The organism is Citrobacter sp. Cpo090, from assembly GCF_030332665.1.
Classification (GTDB): Bacteria; Pseudomonadota; Gammaproteobacteria; order Enterobacterales; family Enterobacteriaceae; genus Citrobacter; species Citrobacter portucalensis.
Genome location: NZ_JAOWHK010000035.1, coordinates 94652 through 112548 on the forward strand (window position 1 = coordinate 94652; position 17897 = coordinate 112548).

At 52.6% G+C, this 17897-nt stretch carries 14 protein-coding genes and 2 tRNA genes; 13 read left to right on the forward strand and 3 right to left on the reverse strand.

The window, feature by feature from the left end; all coding sequences use genetic code 11:
• Window positions 1–85: 85 nt before the first annotated feature.
• Window positions 86–934, forward strand: coding sequence for a dihydropteroate synthase (gene folP / locus OGY83_RS18615; RefSeq protein WP_286636599.1), 849 nt, complete (start codon window positions 86–88; stop codon window positions 932–934).
• Window positions 927–2264 carry a phosphoglucosamine mutase gene (glmM, locus tag OGY83_RS18620; protein ID WP_003025008.1) on the forward strand — a complete coding sequence of 446 codons (1338 nt, stop codon included), beginning with the start codon at window positions 927–929 and terminating at the stop codon, window positions 2262–2264. Before folP ends, glmM begins: the two co-directional genes overlap by 8 nt.
• A 44-nt stretch (window positions 2265–2308) precedes the next feature.
• Here glmM and dcuC read toward each other — a convergent pair whose 3' ends face one another.
• Together dcuC and iadA are read right to left on the reverse strand one after the other, a co-directional pair.
• Complete coding sequence (gene dcuC, locus OGY83_RS18625) at window positions 2309–3775, reverse strand: C4-dicarboxylate transporter DcuC (protein WP_194211469.1); 1467 nt, start codon at window positions 3773–3775, stop codon at window positions 2309–2311.
• Between the two features lie 10 nt (window positions 3776–3785).
• Complete coding sequence (iadA, locus tag OGY83_RS18630; protein WP_286636601.1) at window positions 3786–4919, reverse strand: beta-aspartyl-peptidase; 1134 nt, start codon at window positions 4917–4919, stop codon at window positions 3786–3788.
• 148 nt (window positions 4920–5067) lie between these two features.
• Here iadA and OGY83_RS18635 point away from each other — a divergent pair, with 148 nt between their 5' ends.
• The 3 genes from OGY83_RS18635 to OGY83_RS18645 all read left to right on the forward strand — a co-directional run bounded on the left by OGY83_RS18635 (window position 5068) and on the right by OGY83_RS18645 (window position 6557).
• Entirely contained in the window at window positions 5068–5961 is an 894-nt protein-coding gene (locus OGY83_RS18635; RefSeq protein WP_286636602.1) for a LysR family transcriptional regulator, read from the forward strand.
• A gap of 167 nt (window positions 5962–6128) precedes the next feature.
• A complete protein-coding gene (gene secG / locus OGY83_RS18640; RefSeq protein ID WP_003025000.1) occupies window positions 6129–6461 on the forward strand; it encodes a preprotein translocase subunit SecG in 333 nt (110 codons plus the stop codon).
• Between the two features lie 9 nt (window positions 6462–6470).
• Window positions 6471–6557: transfer RNA gene (locus OGY83_RS18645), tRNA-Leu, on the forward strand.
• Window positions 6558–6754: 197 nt separating this feature from the next.
• Here the strand turns inward: OGY83_RS18645 and argG are convergent.
• Window positions 6755–8098 carry an argininosuccinate synthase gene (argG, locus tag OGY83_RS18650; RefSeq protein WP_005131837.1) on the reverse strand — a complete coding sequence of 448 codons (1344 nt, stop codon included), beginning with the start codon at window positions 8096–8098 and terminating at the stop codon, window positions 6755–6757.
• Window positions 8099–8432: 334 nt separating this feature from the next.
• Here argG and OGY83_RS18655 point away from each other — a divergent pair.
• From OGY83_RS18655 to pnp, 8 genes are all read left to right on the forward strand, one after another.
• Window positions 8433–8509, forward strand: a tRNA-Met gene (locus OGY83_RS18655).
• A 207-nt stretch (window positions 8510–8716) separates the two neighbouring features.
• Window positions 8717–9169, forward strand: coding sequence for a ribosome maturation factor RimP (rimP, locus tag OGY83_RS18660; protein ID WP_003024996.1), 453 nt, complete (start codon window positions 8717–8719; stop codon window positions 9167–9169).
• Between the two features lie 28 nt (window positions 9170–9197).
• Window positions 9198–10685: a transcription termination factor NusA gene (nusA, locus tag OGY83_RS18665; protein ID WP_003024992.1), complete on the forward strand. Its 1488-nt coding sequence runs from the start codon at window positions 9198–9200 to the stop codon at window positions 10683–10685.
• 24 nt (window positions 10686–10709) lie between these two features.
• Window positions 10710–13400 (forward strand): translation initiation factor IF-2, encoded by a 2691-nt coding sequence (infB, locus tag OGY83_RS18670; RefSeq protein WP_003828710.1) that lies wholly within the window; start codon window positions 10710–10712, stop codon window positions 13398–13400.
• Between the two features lie 149 nt (window positions 13401–13549).
• Window positions 13550–13954, forward strand: coding sequence for a 30S ribosome-binding factor RbfA (gene rbfA / locus OGY83_RS18675; RefSeq protein ID WP_003024988.1), 405 nt, complete (start codon window positions 13550–13552; stop codon window positions 13952–13954).
• Complete coding sequence (gene truB / locus OGY83_RS18680; protein ID WP_079938270.1) at window positions 13954–14898, forward strand: tRNA pseudouridine(55) synthase TruB; 945 nt, start codon at window positions 13954–13956, stop codon at window positions 14896–14898. Before rbfA ends, truB begins: the two co-directional genes overlap by 1 nt.
• A gap of 273 nt (window positions 14899–15171) precedes the next feature.
• Window positions 15172–15441: a 30S ribosomal protein S15 gene (gene rpsO, locus OGY83_RS18685; RefSeq protein ID WP_000059465.1), complete on the forward strand. Its 270-nt coding sequence runs from the start codon at window positions 15172–15174 to the stop codon at window positions 15439–15441.
• Between the two features lie 246 nt (window positions 15442–15687).
• The gene (gene pnp, locus OGY83_RS18690) at window positions 15688–17820 is read left to right on the forward strand and encodes a polyribonucleotide nucleotidyltransferase (protein ID WP_008785911.1); all 2133 of its coding nucleotides are present in this window, start codon (window positions 15688–15690) and stop codon (window positions 17818–17820) included.
• Window positions 17821–17897: the final 77 nt, after the last annotated feature.

Genomic DNA, 17897 nt, shown 5'->3' on the forward strand with positions numbered 1-17897 from the left:
ATGACCGTGTTTTAATTGAAAACCCTGGGGCTTGCTCCGGGGTTTTTCTTATCTGCATATTCAAGATTTTACCAGGGATAAAACTATGAAACTCTTTGCTCAGGGTTCTTCACTGGATCTCAGCCATCCGCACGTCATGGGGATTTTGAACGTCACGCCAGATTCTTTTTCCGATGGCGGAGCGCACAACTCTCTGGTTGAGGCGGTAAAACACGCAAACCTGATGATTAACGCCGGGGCGACTATCATTGATGTGGGTGGTGAGTCCACACGTCCGGGCGCGGCTGATGTGAGTGTAGAAGAAGAGTTGCAGCGAGTGATCCCAGTGGTCGAGGCGATTGCTCAGCGTTTTGAAGTGTGGATTTCGGTCGATACCTCAAAACCCGAAGTGATTCGCGAATGCGCCAGAGTTGGCGCGCATATCATCAATGATATTCGCTCTCTCTCTGAGCCTGGAGCGTTGGAAGCCGCTGCGGAGACCGGATTGCCGGTTTGCCTGATGCATATGCAGGGGCAGCCGAAAACCATGCAGGAAGCGCCAAAGTATGAGGATGTTTTTGCTGAGGTAAACCGCTACTTTATTGAGCAAATAGCACGTTGCGAGCGGGCTGGAATCACAAAAGATAAATTGTTGCTCGACCCCGGATTCGGATTCGGTAAAAATCTCACTCACAACTACACATTACTGGCACGTTTGTCTGAATATCATCATTTTAATCTGCCATTGCTGGTTGGGATGTCACGAAAATCAATGGTTGGCCAGTTACTGAATGTGGGGCCATCTGAACGCCTGAGCGGTAGCCTTGCGTGCGCGGTGATTGCCGCAATGCAGGGGGCGCAGATCGTTCGTGTCCATGACGTCAAAGAAACCGTAGAAGCGATGCGTGTGGTGGAAGCCACATTGTCTGCAAAGGAAAAAAAACGCTATGAGTAATCGTAAATATTTTGGCACTGATGGGATCCGCGGTCGCGTAGGCGATGCCCCAATTACTCCTGACTTTGTGCTCAAGCTGGGCTGGGCTGCAGGGAAAGTGCTGGCTCGTCATGGTTCACGTAAAATTATTATCGGTAAAGATACGCGTATTTCTGGCTATATGCTGGAGTCTGCGCTGGAAGCGGGCCTGGCTGCCGCCGGACTCTCAGCTTCATTCACAGGGCCAATGCCAACACCTGCCGTTGCGTATCTGACGCGTGCTTTCCGTGCTGAGGCCGGGATTGTTATCTCCGCTTCGCACAACCCATTCTATGACAATGGGATTAAATTCTTCTCCATCGATGGGACCAAACTGCCGGATGCAGTGGAAGAAGCTATCGAAGCCGAAATGGAAAAAGCGATCACCTGCGTGGATTCAGCTGAACTGGGTAAAGCTACCCGTATCGTTGATGCTGCCGGTCGCTATATCGAGTTTTGCAAAGGCACCTTCCCGAACGAACTGAGTCTGAGTGAGCTTAAAATTGTGGTGGATTGCGCTAACGGTGCAACGTACCACATTGCACCAAATGTACTGCGTGAGCTGGGTGCAAACGTGATTGCCATTGGCTGTGAGCCAAACGGTGTGAACATCAATGAAGAAGTCGGCGCCACTGACGTCCGCGCCCTGCAGGCGCGCGTGATTGCGGAAAAAGCCGATCTGGGGATTGCGCTGGACGGCGATGGCGACCGCGTCATTATGGTTGACCACGAAGGCAATAAGGTCGATGGCGATCAGATCATGTATATCATCGCCCGTGAAGCCCTGCGTCAGGGGCAGCTGCGCGGTGGCGCGGTAGGTACACTGATGAGCAACATGGGCCTTGAGCTGGCGCTGAAACAGCTGGGTATTCCTTTTGCTCGTGCAAAAGTGGGCGACCGCTATGTGCTGGAAAAAATGCAGGAAAAAGGCTGGCGTATCGGTGCTGAAAACTCTGGTCATGTGATCCTGCTGGACAAAACCACCACTGGTGACGGCATCGTGGCGGGCCTGCAGGTGCTGGCGGCGATGGTGCGCAACCATATGAGTTTGCACGACCTGTGCAGCGGCATGAAAATGTTCCCACAGCTGCTGGTTAACGTACGTTACACCGCTGGTAGCGGAGATCCGCTGGAACATGAAAACGTGAAGGCGGTGATGGCGGAAGTGGAAGCGGCTCTGGGTAACCGTGGACGCGTCCTGCTGCGTAAGTCTGGTACCGAACCGTTAATTCGTGTGATGGTTGAAGGTGAAGACGAAGCGCAGGTGACTGAATTCGCCCACCGTATTGCCGATGCTGTGAAAGCGGCATAATCCCGAAGAAAGTGAAAGCCGGAGTCTGAGACTCCGGCTTTTTTTTACTGTACGGCAAGCGGCTGTTTACGTCGGCGCTGCCAGAAGTAACCACCGACCATCAGTAGTACAAGGACTGCCAGCCACGGCAGAACTGCCATTAAATGCCCTGACCGTGCAAAGGTCAGCGCAATCATCAGTAACCAACCGCCCAGCATCGGAATCGCGGTGCGCTTAACAATATCCACGGGCGAGACGCCTGCAATCCCTGCGATAGCAATGATGACGCCGGCAATGGGCGATAGCGTACGACCAATACCCGCAGAGATCTGGATAGGCAACATCATGACCGCGATATCGCTACCGATATGACGGCTGATGTCCGGCACCATGGGGGCGAAGGAGAAAAATGCCGCATTTCCGGAGCCCATCAGCGCTGAAATCGCGAAGGTGATCAGGGTCATCAGCAAGATAATAGAGGCGGCGCTGAGGCCAAATTCACCGGAAAGCGACAATAGAGCGTCGACGGCACCAATGGCTTTCAGTCCGGCGGAAAAGACTTCACCAGCGATAATCAGCGTCACAACGGTGGCAAAAACGCTGCCCATGCTGTCGAAAACCTTTTGTACGCCAGCCATCACCTCGCGCGCCTTGCGATGACGGCAGTACTCACAAACCAGCGTAATAGCGAGGCTTATCAGTACAGCGGTATCCAGCGTGATCTTGAGTGAGCTGAATACTAAATCACTGCACACCAACATCAATACCAGCGGCAGCATGGGCAGAAACAGCCAGGCGATAGGTGCGTCGGGTTCATCAGACGATGTTAATGTCTGCATCTGTTGAGCTGCATTGTCGCCACTTTCCCGACTGTCGAAAAAGCGTTGCACAACAATATGCAGCAGGGCGATAAAAAGAATGACGGGCACAACGATCGGCAACTGATCCTGCACAAAATAGTTCACCACCTCAATGCCTGCGGTTTTGGCGGCGAGAACTGAGTTGCCGGATCCTGGGCCAAACTCAACAGCACAGGTGCTGGCGATAACGGCGGCAACCGCGGCGCGGCTACAGCCAAGACGGGTAAGCAGCGGGTACAGCGTCGCCATCAGCAGCAGGCCCAGTCCGGTGGCGCTGCTGATAAACAGCGACAGGAATTGACCCAGTAGCAGTGCCAGCCCCAGCAGCAGATAAGGCGAGTTCAGGCGTTGCAAAGGACGAGATGTCACCCGAACCAGTACCTGGCTTGCGCCAATGGCCGACATATAGGTGGCAAAACCACCAATCAGCATAATTTGCAGACCGAGGCCGCCGAGTCGTACGCTCAGGGTATCGCGAATAAACTCAAAGGCATCAAAGGGGCCAAATCCGGTGCTCTTTTTCACCAGGCCGCTGAGTGAGGTCATTCCGCTAAAATGCGCGATAAGCAATAGCACAATCCCGGTCAATAACAGTACCGACTGGGGGTGATATTTTTTGAGGATCAGACGTCCGGCAAAAATGATGGCGATTAGCGCCAGTAGTAATGACATTCTTGCCCCCTTACTCGAAGTTGCCGGTAACCAGGCACTCGCCATCCCGCAGCAACGGTTTACCCGCGGCAAACAGATGGGCCAGCGAGAGGTCATCATTGAGTACACAGATATCTGCACGTTCTCCGGCGCAGAGCACGCCCCCGGAAATACCCAGCGAGTGCGCCACGTTTGCCGTCAACATCGCGACCGCCTGTGACACTGGGATCCCCACATCAATCAGACGAGGAAGCAGGTTAAGATTCCCTGCGACCGGTGCCGCACTTAAACCTTCAACGATACCCTGAGCGTTAAAGCGCGGCACGCTGCCATTGCCATCCGAACTGATCGTAATCCGTTCCGCCGGAACCTGGGCTTCGAGTGCGTGGAGAATGGCTTGCTCCTGAGGCATAAAGCGACTGCCACCGGACGTAACATCGATATGGCCGCCGCGATGGGCGAAGGCAATCGCCTGTTCGAACAAGGGCTCAGTTCTCGCAACATGCGTCGGTGAAATATGGTGAATCGGAATACCCGCATCACACAACTCAATAAGTTGCGACATCCCTTCCGGCAGATTCCCCAGGTGCACATGTAGCAAGCCTTTTTTTCCTGCCAGCAGGGAAGCGACGCGAATATCGCTCACTATCCTCAGCAACTCCTGGAAAGAGGGGTAAGAGCCGCGGTGATCGGCGAGAGCGATTTTTACACCAAGAATTGCCGGAATGAAGGCCATATCATCGCGGATTGAGCGCGTAATGGTTGGGCTGGGTACGGCGTAGGCTCCCGTGTGCATAAACGCGCGTAATCCCTCAAGGTTGAGAGACTGCATTTTAGCGTAGAGGTCTTTGGGCGAACGAGAAATAGCATCGGTGCCTAACACGCCAACCACCGTGGTAATACCCGCCTGAATCAGATCGCGCAGCTTGACGGCGGGCGTCCGACTGGCAAATCCGGCTTCGCCACCGCCACCGGTAAGATGGACATGCTGATCGATGATGCCAGGGATAACCCATTTGCCCCGACAATCTATGACCTCGTTGATGCCATCAAACAATGAAATATCTTTTTCTACCGCCACAATTCGGTCGGCATGAATGAGCAGGGAGCAGAGGCCTAAATCCTCAGGAGAAAAAACACGGGCATTGGTCAATAAAGTAAACATAGCGGTCCTGTCAAACGTCGAGGGTGAGAGTCGGCAGGTGAAACGGAATATTGTTGTTATGATGCCCACCATAAAGCCATTACTATAACTATGACTATTACCGATTTGTTATTGGAGGATGCGGTTATGGCATGGCGGAGAGCACAACGTGGATTGTAAGTGGCTGGAAGATTTTCTGGCCTTGAGCCAGCATGGAAACTACTCTCAGGCCGCGGCGCAGCGGCATATTACTCAACCTGCGTTGAGTCGGCGTATAAAGTCTCTGGAAGAGGTGCTGGGCGTACCTTTGTTTGACCGGACAACGACCCCCGTCACGCTGACGCGCTATGGTGAACGCTTTGAACCTTATGCCCGGCACGTTCTCAGCACGTTAACAGAGGCAAGCCATGAGCTGTCGGCGATGACGCCAGCAACGGATAATACGCTGGTGATGGTCAGCCTGCATACGCTGTCGGTGAATATCCTGCCGGATATGATCAACTACCTGCGACAGAGTGAGCCGCAGTTAAACTTTACGGTAAACGCCAGTATCCAGGGGATAGACAACCACTTCAATGCCCTGATGAACCGGCAAATTGATTTGCTGGTGACCTACGATTTACCGTCCGCCCAGCCTGGGCTGGAGATCGCCGGAGGGTTAAAACGTTCCCTATGGCGGTATGAGCGATTTATACCGGTTATTTCAGCCCAGTTGGCTGATGCGCTTAATGTTCCGCATGCTCCGATTCCGTGGCTATGCTACAGCGACTACACCTTTGTCAGACGTATTATTGAGTCGGCAGAACAGCGCGTCCGCCCACGGCTAAAAAAAGTGTTTGAGAGTGGTTTAAGCGAAACGATACGAGAAATGGTGCTGCGCCATATGGGAATGGCCTGGTTACCTGAATCGATGGTGGCGGAAGAGTTGGTTAATCAGCAAATTATTCACTGCTGGCCAGAAAATACAGATCTGATTTGTGAAATCCCCGTTGTGGTTTGGGCGAATCTTGAAGATCAACGTGCCGTTATGCAGAGATGCTGGGAGAAGTTGCTGCGTTTTTGATTGATATGGCGATTTTTTCCGCAGTTGATACAATGCTAACAAATTGCCCTTGCGAAGGTTATTCGCTTTGGTTAGTATTCACACCCGCTTCAGTGGGAAACGGTAAATATTCCCGCTTTAATGGTCGAAGCATTGTACGCGGCAACTCCGCAAGGAACAGGTTGATTATGCACGAAGCTCTTTTAGTAGTTTTCCTTATTGTGGCAATTGGCCTGGTAGGCTTGATCATGCTGCAGCAAGGCAAAGGCGCTGATATGGGAGCCTCTTTTGGCGCAGGCGCTTCTGGTACTCTGTTTGGTTCAAGTGGTTCTGGTAACTTCATGACCCGTATGACAGCTGTATTGGGAACCTTGTTCTTCATCATCAGTCTGGTGCTGGGTAACATGAACAGCAATAAGACCAATAAAGGAAGTGAGTGGGAAAATCTGAGCGCACCGGCGAAAACCGAGCAAACTCAGCCAGCTGCTCCGGCTCAGCCGACCAGCGATATCCCACGCTAAGTATTCTGTACCGAGGTGGTGGAATTGGTAGACACGCTACCTTGAGGTGGTAGTGCCCTAACGGGCTTGTGGGTTCGAGTCCCATCCTCGGTACCAAATTCCAGAAAAAAGACGCTGCAAAGCGTCTTTTTTTTCGTCTGTTATTTGTGGCTGTCCTGTAGGCCTGATAAGCGTAGCGCCATCAGGCGTTGTAATAATGTTGGATGGCGGCGTAGACGCCTTATCCGACCTACAACCCCCCTTTATTCCGCGCATAAAAAAGGCCGCTTGCGCGGCCTTAAGATGGTGAATCTTTACTTCGCCTTATTTTCCAGATTCTCAACCTGCGGCAGGCCGGTTGCGGAAGAGGCGGTCAGCAAGCCAGATTGTGCATAACCAAACAGCTTCTCGCGGGTATCGGTGATATCCAGATTACGCATGGTCAACTGACCGATACGATCGTCCGGAGAGAATACGGAGTCGCCTTTTTCCATCGTCAGACGTTCTGGTTTGTACGTCAGATTGTCAGACACGGTGTTGAGGATTGAGTAGTCATTACCGCGACGCAGTTCCAGCGTGACTTCGCCGGTAATCTGGCTGGCAACCCAACGCTGCAGACCGTCACGCAGCATCAGCGCCTGAGAGTCGAACCAGCGTCCCTGATACAGCAGACGACCAAGCTGGCGACCGTGCGCGTGATACTGCTCGATGGTATCTTCGTTGTGAATACCGGTCAACAGACGCTCGTAGGCGATATGCAGCAATGCCATCCCCGGGGCTTCGTAGATGCCACGGCTCTTCGCTTCAATGATACGGTTTTCAATCTGATCGCTCATACCCAGACCGTGACGGCCGCCGATACGGTTGGCTTCCAGCATCATCTCAACGTCGTCGCTAAAGGTTTTACCGTTCAGCGCAACCGGATGACCCTGTTCAAAACGCACGGTCACTTCTTCTGCCGGGATCTTCACGCTCTCATCCCAGAACTTCACGCCCATAATCGGGTTGACGATTTTGACGCTGGAGTTCAGGAATTCCAGATCTTTTGCTTCGTGGGTCGCGCCGAGCATGTTGGAGTCAGTGGAGTACGCTTTCTCAACGGACATTTTGTAGTCGAAACCACAGGCAATCATAAATTCGGACATCTCATGGCGACCGCCGAGTTCATCGATAAAATCGGTATCCAGCCATGGTTTATAAATCTGCAGTTCGGCGTTGGTCAGCAGGCCGTAACGATAGAAACGTTCAATATCGTTACCTTTATAGGTGCTACCGTCACCCCAGATATTTACGCCATCTTCTTTCATGGCGGCAACCAGCATGGTGCCGGTGACAGCACGGCCCAGCGGGGTGGTATTGAAATAAGTCAGTCCGCCGGTGGTGTTGTGGAATGCACCGCACTGAATGGCAGCGATCCCTTCGGCAACCAGCTGCTTACGGCAATCTACCAGGCGAGCATTCTCAGCACCATATTCCATTGCACGGCGAGGAATGGCGTCATAGTCATCCTCATCCGGCTGGCCCAAATTCGCAGTATATGCATATGGGACAGCCCCTTTTTGTCGCATCCACAGCAGTGCTGCACTGGTGTCCAGGCCGCCGGAGAAAGCGATACCAATACGTTGACCTACCGGGAGATGCTTGAGAATCGTCGTCATAAAATAAAACCCTGCTTGATAGACTGGTGAAGAGGTCGGCTTATTATGCTAATTGCATTTTTATGCAAAATAAATGAGTTTTCATTTAATCATCTTTTCTGGATGACAGGAAGAGTTTAGTGATAATTTCGTTAAATAACGGCGTGGGCGGCATATTTATCTTACTGGGCTAGCGCTGGGCAGCATTCATTGATTTGCATAGTCGTAACAAGGTTGACATAACGCATAGTGAATCAATATACTGTGCGCAGATTTTACGTCCCGTCCTCGGTACCAAATCCCAGCAGTATTTGCATTTTTTACCCAAAACGAGTAAAATTTGCCACGTTTCAGGCGCGGGGTGGAGCAGCCTGGTAGCTCGTCGGGCTCATAACCCGAAGGTCGTCGGTTCAAATCCGGCCCCCGCAACCACTTTCCCTTAGAGTTCTTTTTCAAATATACTGTGAAGACTTAGGCCTTCGTAGCTGGATTTGAAAAAAATTCTTTCGGAAGGTTCTCCGAACCGCAGGTGCGGTTATAGGGTTCAGTTATCTAAAGCCCCGATTTATCGGGGTTTTTTGTTATCTGACTACAGAATAACTGGGCTTTAGGCCCTTTTTTTATGTCTTGGGGGTGGGCTTGTCCACATTAGAGCAAAAATTAACAGAGATGATTACAGCGCCGGTTGAAGCCCTGGGCTACGAACTGGTCGGCATCGAATTTATTCGTGGTCGCACATCCACACTGCGCATCTATATTGATAGTGAAGATGGCATCAATGTTGATGATTGTGCTGATGTGAGCCATCAGGTAAGCGCCGTGATGGATGTCGAAGACCCAATCACCGTTGCCTATAACCTGGAAGTCTCCTCTCCGGGTCTCGACCGTCCTCTGTTCACAGCTGAACACTACGTGCGTTTCCTGGGTGAAGAAGTCACGCTGGTTCTTCGTATGGCGGTACAAAACCGTCGTAAATGGCAGGGCGTTATCAAAGCGGTGGACGGTGAGATGATCACGGTCACAGTCGAAGGCAAAGATGAAGTGTTCGCGCTGAGTAATATCCAGAAGGCGAACCTGGTTCCCCACTTTTAACAGTCTGGATTGAGGTGAAAAGCCCGCGATGAACAAAGAAATTTTGGCTGTTGTTGAAGCCGTATCCAACGAAAAAGCGCTGCCACGCGAGAAAATTTTTGAAGCGCTGGAAAGTGCGCTGGCTACAGCAACAAAGAAAAAATATGAGCAAGAGATCGACGTTCGCGTAGAAATCGATCGTAAAAGCGGTGATTTCGATACCTTCCGTCGTTGGGTAATCGTAGAAGAAGTTACTCAGCCGACCAAAGAAATTACGCTGGAAGCGGCACGCTTCGAAGACGAAAGTCTGAACGTGGGCGAATATGTTGAAGATCAGATTGAATCTGTCACCTTTGACCGTATCACCACCCAGACCGCGAAACAGGTTATCGTACAGAAAGTACGTGAAGCTGAACGCGCAATGGTTGTTGATCAGTTCCGCGAACACGAAGGCGAAATCGTCACCGGTGTGGTGAAGAAAGTAAACCGCGACAACATTTCTCTGGATCTGGGCAGCAATGCTGAAGCTGTGATCCTGCGTGAAGACATGCTGCCGCGTGAAAACTTCCGCCCAGGTGACCGTATTCGTGGCGTTCTGTACTCAGTTCGCCCGGAAGCGCGCGGTGCGCAGCTGTTCGTAACCCGTTCCAAACCGGAAATGCTGATTGAGCTGTTCCGCATTGAAGTGCCGGAAATTGGCGAAGAAGTTATCGAAATTAAAGCGGCTGCCCGCGATCCGGGATCGCGTGCGAAAATCGCCGTTAAGACCAACGACAAGCGTATTGATCCGGTCGGCGCCTGTGTTGGTATGCGTGGTGCGCGCGTTCAGGCGGTTTCTACCGAACTGGGCGGCGAGCGTATCGATATTGTCCTGTGGGATGATAACCCGGCGCAGTTCGTGATTAACGCAATGGCGCCAGCAGACGTCGCTTCTATCGTGGTGGATGAAGACAAACACACCATGGATATCGCGGTTGAAGCCGGTAACCTGGCTCAGGCGATTGGACGTAATGGTCAGAACGTCCGCCTGGCTTCACAACTGAGCGGTTGGGAACTCAACGTGATGACCGTTGATGACCTGCAAGCGAAGCATCAGGCTGAAGCACATGCAGCCATTGATACCTTCACCAAATATCTCGATATCGATGAAGATTTCGCGACTGTTCTGGTGGAAGAAGGTTTTGCGACGCTGGAAGAACTGGCCTACGTGCCAATGAAAGAACTGCTGGAAATTGACGGCCTGGATGAACAGACCGTTGAAGCGCTGCGCGAGCGTGCTAAAAACGCACTGACCACTCTGGCACTGGCCCAGGAAGAAAGCCTCGGTGATAACAAACCGGCTGACGATCTGCTGAATCTGGAAGGATTGGATCGTGAGATGGCCTTCAAACTGGCGGCCCGTGGTGTTTGTACGCTGGAAGATCTCGCTGAACAGGGCATTGATGATCTGGCTGATATCGAAGGGTTGACCGACGAAAAAGCCGGTGAGCTGATTATGGCTGCCCGTAATATTTGCTGGTTCGGCGACGAAGCGTAATAAACTGTAGCAGGAAGGAACAGTATGACAGATGTAACCGTAAAAACGCTGGCTGCAGAGATACAGACTTCCGTAGATCGCCTGGTACAGCAATTTGCTGATGCCGGTATCCCGAAGTCTGCTGACGACTCTGTGTCCGCACAAGAGAAACAAACCTTACTGGCGCATCTGAACCGTGAGAACGGCTCAGCGCCGGATAAGTTGACATTGCAGCGTAAAACGCGCAGTACTCTCAATATTCCAGGTACCGGTGGAAAAAGCAAATCGGTACAAATCGAAGTCCGCAAGACACGCACCTTTGTGAAACGCGATCCGCAAGAGGCTGAACGCCTTGCCGCGGAAGAGCAGGCGCAGCGTGAAGCGGAAGAGCAAGCCCGTCGTGAGGCAGAAGAAGCTGCCAAACGCGAGGCGCAACAAAAAGCCGAACGTGAGGCCGCAGAACAAGCTAAACGTGAAGCCGCTGATAAAGCGAAACGTGAAGCTGCGGAAAAAGACAAAGTGAGCAATCAACAGACCGACGATATGACTAAAACCGCCCAGGCCGAAAAAGCCCGCCGTGAAAATGAAGCCGCAGAACTGAAGCGTAAAGCGGAAGAAGAAGCACGTCGCAAGCTTGAAGAAGAAGCGCGCCGCGTAGCGGAAGAAGCTCGCCGTATGGCGGAAGAAAACGAGAAAAATGGTGTGAATAACGCTGAACCAGTTGAAGACACCAGCGATTATCACGTCACCACTTCTCAGCATGCTCGCCAGGCTGAAGACGAGAACGATCGTGAAGTTGAAGGCGGTCGTGGTCGTACTCGCAGCACCAAAGCAGCGCGTCCGGCGAAGAAAGGCAACAAACACGCTGAATCTAAAGCCGATCGTGAAGAAGCACGTGCAGCGGTTCGCGGCGGTAAAGGCGGTAAGCAGCGTAAAGGTTCCGCTCTGCAGCAGGGCTTCCAGAAGCCAGCTCAGGCCGTTAACCGTGACGTTGTGATCGGCGAAACCATCACCGTTGGCGATCTGGCGAACAAGATGGCGGTCAAAGGCTCTCAGGTCATCAAAGCAATGATGAAACTGGGCGCAATGGCGACTATCAACCAGGTCATCGACCAGGAAACCGCGCAGCTGGTTGCCGAAGAGATGGGCCACAAAGTTATCCTGCGTCGTGAAAACGAGCTGGAAGAAGCAGTAATGAGCGACCGTGATACCGGCGCTGCGGCTGAACCGCGCGCACCGGTAGTGACCATTATGGGTCACGTTGACCACGGTAAAACGTCTCTGCTGGACTACATTCGTTCAACGAAAGTGGCCTCTGGTGAAGCGGGCGGCATTACTCAGCACATCGGTGCGTACCACGTTGAAACTGACAACGGTATGATCACCTTCCTGGACACCCCGGGTCACGCCGCGTTTACCTCCATGCGTGCTCGTGGTGCTCAGGCAACGGATATCGTTGTTCTGGTTGTTGCAGCAGACGACGGCGTGATGCCGCAGACTATCGAAGCTATCCAGCACGCGAAAGCGGCAGGTGTGCCGGTAGTTGTTGCAGTCAACAAAATCGATAAACCGGAAGCGGATCCAGATCGCGTTAAAAACGAACTGTCCCAGTACGGCATCATGCCGGAAGAGTGGGGCGGCGAGAGCCAGTTCGTTCACGTTTCTGCGAAAGCGGGTACCGGTATCGACGAACTGCTGGATGCTATTCTGCTGCAAGCCGAAGTACTGGAACTGAAAGCTGTGCGTAAAGGTATGGCGAGCGGTGCGGTTATCGAATCCTTCCTGGATAAAGGTCGTGGCCCGGTTGCTACCGTCCTGGTTCGCGAAGGTACCCTGAACAAGGGCGATATCGTTCTGTGTGGTTTCGAATACGGCCGCGTTCGTGCGATGCGTAACGAACTGGGTCAGGAAGTACTGGAAGCGGGTCCGTCCATTCCGGTGGAAATCCTCGGTCTGTCCGGTGTTCCGGCTGCGGGTGACGAAGTTACCGTTGTTCGTGACGAGAAGAAAGCCCGTGAAGTTGCACTGTACCGTCAGGGCAAATTCCGTGAAGTTAAACTGGCTCGTCAGCAGAAATCTAAACTTGAGAACATGTTCGCCAACATGACCGAAGGCGAAGTTCACGAAGTGAACATCGTGCTGAAGGCTGACGTACAGGGTTCTGTAGAAGCGATTTCCGACTCTTTACTGAAACTGTCTACCGACGAAGTAAAAGTGAAGATCATCGGTTCTGGTGTAGGTGGTATCACCGAAACCGACGCGACCCTGGCTGCGGCATCTAACGCGATTCTGGTTGGCTTCAACGTACGTGCTGATGCCTCTGCACGTAAAGTTATCGAATCAGAAAGCCTGGATCTGCGTTATTACTCCGTCATCTATCATCTGATCGACGAAGTGAAAGCAGCGATGAGCGGCATGCTGTCTCCGGAACTGAAACAGCAGATCATTGGTCTGGCTGAAGTTCGTGATGTGTTCAAATCACCGAAATTTGGCGCTATCGCAGGCTGTATGGTTACCGAAGGCACGATTAAACGTCACAACCCAATCCGCGTACTGCGCGACAACGTGGTTATCTATGAAGGCGAGCTGGAATCCCTGCGCCGCTTCAAAGATGACGTCAACGAAGTCCGTAACGGTATGGAATGTGGTATCGGCGTTAAGAACTACAACGACGTTCGCGTTGGCGATATGATCGAAGTGTTCGAGATCATCGAGATCAAACGTACCATCGCATAAGGTTGTTCGGGTGTAGGCCGGATAAGGCGTTTACGCCGACATCCGGCAATGTAATGCCTGATGGCGCTACGCTTATCAGGCCTACAGCCTAATCACCGAATTATTTTCAAAAGGGGCTGAATGCCCCTTTTTTGTCTGGAGAATTTATTATGGCGAAAGAATTTGGTCGCCCGCAGCGTGTCGCGCAGGAGATGCAGAAAGAGATCGCACTCATCCTGCAACGCGAAATCAAAGACCCGCGTGTTGGCATGATGACCACCGTATCGGGTGTTGAGATGTCCCGTGACCTGGCATATGCCAAAGTGTTCGTGACTTTCCTCAACGATCAGGACGAAGCGGCCGTGAAAAACGGCATTAAGGCACTGCAGGAAGCCTCTGGTTTTATCCGCTCTTTGCTGGGTAAAGCAATGCGTCTGCGTATCGTGCCTGAGCTGACCTTCTTCTACGACAACTCGTTGGTTGAAGGGATGCGCATGTCCAACCTGGTGACCAGCGTGGTGAAACATGACGATGAGCGTCGTGTGAACCCAGCGGACGACAGCAAGGAGGACTGATGAGTCGTCCTCGTCGTCGTGGTCGCGATATTCACGGTGTCCTGCTGCTGGATAAGCCGCAGGGCATGTCCAGCAATGACGTGCTGCAAAAAGTAAAGCGCATCTACAATGCCAACCGCGCGGGACATACTGGCGCGTTGGATCCGCTGGCGACAGGCATGCTGCCTATCTGCCTCGGTGAAGCGACAAAGTTTTCACAGTATTTGCTGGATTCTGACAAACGCTATCGCGTGGTTGCCCGTTTGGGCCAGCGTACTGATACTTCCGATGCCGATGGGCAGATCGTGCAGGAGCGTCCGGTAACCTTCACCGCAGAACAACTGGCGAATGCGCTGGAGACTTTCCGCGGCGATATCGAGCAGATTCCGTCGATGTATTCGGCGCTGAAGTATCAAGGTAAGAAGCTGTACGAATATGCGCGTCAGGGCATTGAAGTGCCGCGTGAAGCGCGCCCGATTACCGTCTATGAGCTGCTGTTTATCCGTCACGAGGGTAACGAACTGGAGCTGGAAGTTCACTGCTCCAAAGGCACCTATATTCGTACCATCGTTGACGATCTCGGTGAGAAGCTGGGCTGTGGCGCGCACGTAACGTATCTGCGTCGTCTGACGGTCAGCAAGTATCCGGTGGATCGTATGGTCACGCTGGAACACCTGCGTGAGCTGGTCGAACAGGCAGAACAGCAGAACATTCCGGCGGCTCAGCTGCTTGATCCTTTGCTGATGCCAATGGACAGTCCGGCATCGGACTATCCTGTTGTTAATTTGCCTTTAACATCGTCGGTTTATTTTAAAAATGGTAATCCGGTACGGACGACAGGCGCCCCGCTGGAAGGGCTGGTACGCGTGACGGAAGGCGATGACGGCAAGTTTATTGGCATGGGGGAGATGGACGATGAAGGTCGTGTCGCCCCCCGCCGCCTGGTAGTTGAGTATCCTGCATAACGCTCTCTGTCTTGCGATAAAAGGGCGCTGCGAGTAGAATACTGCCGCTTAACGTCGCGTAAATTGTTTAACAATCTACGCGACGTATACACAAAATCATTCGAGCTGCATCAAGGCGGCAAGTCTGAGAATCCTCAGGAGCTTACTTAGGTAAGTGACTGAGGTGAGCGGACGCAGCCAACGCAGAGTCAGTTTGAAGGATAAAGTGTATACACTGGGATAGCTGAATTAGAGATCGGCATCCTTTCATTCTTATCACTTTGGAGTTTTAAAATGTCTCTAAGTACTGAAGCTACCGCTAAAATCGTTTCTGAGTTTGGTCGTGATGCAAACGACACCGGTTCTACCGATGTTCAGGTTGCTCTGTTGACTGCACAGATTAACCACCTGCAGGGCCACTTTGCAGAGCACAAAAAAGATCACCACAGCCGTCGTGGTCTGCTGCGCATGGTTTCTCAGCGTCGTAAACTGCTCGACTACCTGAAACGTAAAGATGTTGCACGTTACACCGCGCTGATCGAGCGTCTGGGCCTGCGTCGCTAATTCTTTCGAGTTTCAGAAAGAGGGGGCCTTCATGGCCCCTTTTTTCCAGCAGATGGCAGCAATTCGCTGGAAACTAATGTATTGTTGCTATGAATGATCTTCCGTTGCAGAGGTTCGCGCGGCTAATGAGAGGCTTTACTCATGCTTATGGGTTAGGGTTGTCATTAGTCGCGAGGATGCGCAGAAGATCGGGTATTAACGATGGCGCAAAAATGTGCCGTCAAAAAATAGAGAAAGGATATTATTTTGCTTAATCCGATCGTTCGTAAATTCCAGTACGGTCAGCATACCGTTACGCTGGAAACCGGCATGATGGCGCGTCAGGCGACTGCCGCTGTTATGGTTAGCATGGATGACACTGCGGTATTCGTTACCGTTGTTGGCCAGAAAAAAGCGAAGCCAGGCCAGGACTTTTTCCCGCTGACCGTTAACTATCAGGAGCGTACCTACGCTGCTGGCCGTATCCCGGGTAGCTTCTTCCGTCGTGAAGGCCGTCCGAGCGAAGGCGAAACCCTGATCGCGCGTCTGATTGACCGCCCGGTTCGCCCGCTGTTCCCGGAAGGCTTCGTTAACGAAGTTCAGGTTATCGCGACCGTTGTTTCCGTTAACCCGCAGGTTAACCCGGATATCGTGGCAATGATTGGTGCATCTGCTGCGCTGACTCTGTCTGGCATCCCATTCAACGGCCCGATCGGTGCTGCTCGTGTTGGTTACATCAATGACCAGTACGTACTGAACCCGACTCAGGACGAACTGAAAGAAAGCAAGCTGGACCTGGTTGTTGCCGGTACCGAAGCTGCCGTACTGATGGTTGAATCCGAAGCTGAACTGCTGAGCGAAGATCAGATGCTGGGTGCTGTGGTGTTCGGTCACGAACAGCAGCAGGTTGTGATTCAGGCGATCAACGAGCTGGCGAAAGAAGCTGGCAAACCGCGTTGGGACTGGCAGCCAGAAGCCGTCAACGAAGCGCTGAACGCGCGCGTTGCCGCACTGGCAGAAGCTCGCCTGAGCGATGCTTACCGCATCACTGACAAACAAGAGCGTTATGCTCAGGTTGACGTGATCAAATCTGAAACCATCGCGACTCTGGTGGCTGAAGACGAAACCCTGGACGCTAACGAACTGGGTGAAATCCTGCACGCTATCGAGAAAAACGTTGTTCGTAGCCGCGTACTGGCAGGCGAGCCGCGTATCGATGGCCGTGAAAAAGACATGATCCGTGGCCTGGACGTGCGTACTGGCGTTCTGCCGCGTACCCACGGTTCCGCACTGTTCACCCGTGGTGAAACTCAGGCGCTGGTTACTGCGACCCTGGGCACCACACGTGATGCGCAGAACCTCGACGAACTGATGGGCGAGCGTACTGACAACTTCCTGTTCCACTACAACTTCCCTCCGTACTGCGTAGGTGAAACCGGTATGGTCGGTTCTCCGAAGCGTCGTGAGATTGGTCACGGCCGTCTGGCGAAGCGTGGCGTACTGGCAGTAATGCCGGAACTGGATAAATTCCCGTACACCGTGCGTGTGGTTTCTGAAATCACCGAATCTAACGGTTCTTCTTCCATGGCTTCCGTATGTGGTGCTTCCCTGGCGCTGATGGACGCAGGCGTGCCGATCAAAGCCGCCGTTGCGGGTATCGCGATGGGTCTGGTGAAAGAAGGCGACAACTTTGTTGTTCTGTCTGACATCCTGGGCGACGAAGACCACCTGGGTGATATGGACTTCAAAGTGGCGGGTTCCCGCGACGGTATCTCTGCGCTGCAGATGGATATCAAAATTGAAGGTATCACCAAAGAAATCATGCAGGTTGCTCTGAACCAGGCTAAAGGTGCGCGTCTGCACATCCTGGGTGTGATGGAACAAGCGATCAACGCTCCGCGTGGCGATATTTCTCAGTTCGCTCCGCGTATCCACACTATCAAGATCAGCCCGGACAAGATCAAAGACGTTATCGGTAAAGGCGGTTCTGTTATCCGTGCTCTGACCGAAGAAACCGGCACCACCATTGAAATCGAAGATGATGGTACCGTGAAGATTGCTGCGACCGACGGTGAGAAAGCGAAATATGCTATCCGTCGTATCGAAGAGATCACCGCAGAGATCGAAGTAGGCCGTATCTACAATGGTAAAGTGACCCGTATCGTTGACTTTGGCGCATTCGTTGCCATCGGTGGCGGTAAAGAAGGTCTGGTACACATCTCTCAGATCGCTGACAAGCGCGTTGAGAAAGTGACCGACTACCTGCAGATGGGCCAGGAAGTACCGGTCAAAGTTCTGGAAGTTGATCGCCAGGGCCGTGTACGTCTGAGCATTAAAGAAGCAACTGAGCAGTCTCAGCCTGCAGGCGAACCGGAAGCTCCGGCAAGCCAGGGCGAGTAAGGTTGCCATTGCCCTCCGTGAAAGCGGAGGGCCTTTAACCCGGCAGGATGCCTTGTTAGCAACCGGGGAACCTGGAT

Bases quoted from the DNA above. Each gene is read 5' to 3' on its own strand.
- folP (WP_286636599.1), top strand. From the start codon at position 86: ATGAAACTCTTTGCTCAGGGTTCTTCACTGGATCTCAGCCATCCGCAC.
- glmM (WP_003025008.1), top strand. From the start codon at position 927: ATGAGTAATCGTAAATATTTTGGCACTGATGGGATCCGCGGTCGCGTA.
- dcuC (WP_194211469.1), bottom strand. From the start codon at position 3,775: ATGTCATTACTACTGGCGCTAATCGCCATCATTTTTGCCGGACGTCTG.
- iadA (WP_286636601.1), bottom strand. From the start codon at position 4,919: ATGTTTACTTTATTGACCAATGCCCGTGTTTTTTCTCCTGAGGATTTA.
- secG (WP_003025000.1), top strand. From the start codon at position 6,129: ATGCACGAAGCTCTTTTAGTAGTTTTCCTTATTGTGGCAATTGGCCTG.
- argG (WP_005131837.1), bottom strand. From the start codon at position 8,098: ATGACGACGATTCTCAAGCATCTCCCGGTAGGTCAACGTATTGGTATC.
- nusA (WP_003024992.1), top strand. From the start codon at position 9,198: ATGAACAAAGAAATTTTGGCTGTTGTTGAAGCCGTATCCAACGAAAAA.
- infB (WP_003828710.1), top strand. From the start codon at position 10,710: ATGACAGATGTAACCGTAAAAACGCTGGCTGCAGAGATACAGACTTCC.
- rbfA (WP_003024988.1), top strand. From the start codon at position 13,550: ATGGCGAAAGAATTTGGTCGCCCGCAGCGTGTCGCGCAGGAGATGCAG.
- truB (WP_079938270.1), top strand. From the start codon at position 13,954: ATGAGTCGTCCTCGTCGTCGTGGTCGCGATATTCACGGTGTCCTGCTG.
- rpsO (WP_000059465.1), top strand. From the start codon at position 15,172: ATGTCTCTAAGTACTGAAGCTACCGCTAAAATCGTTTCTGAGTTTGGT.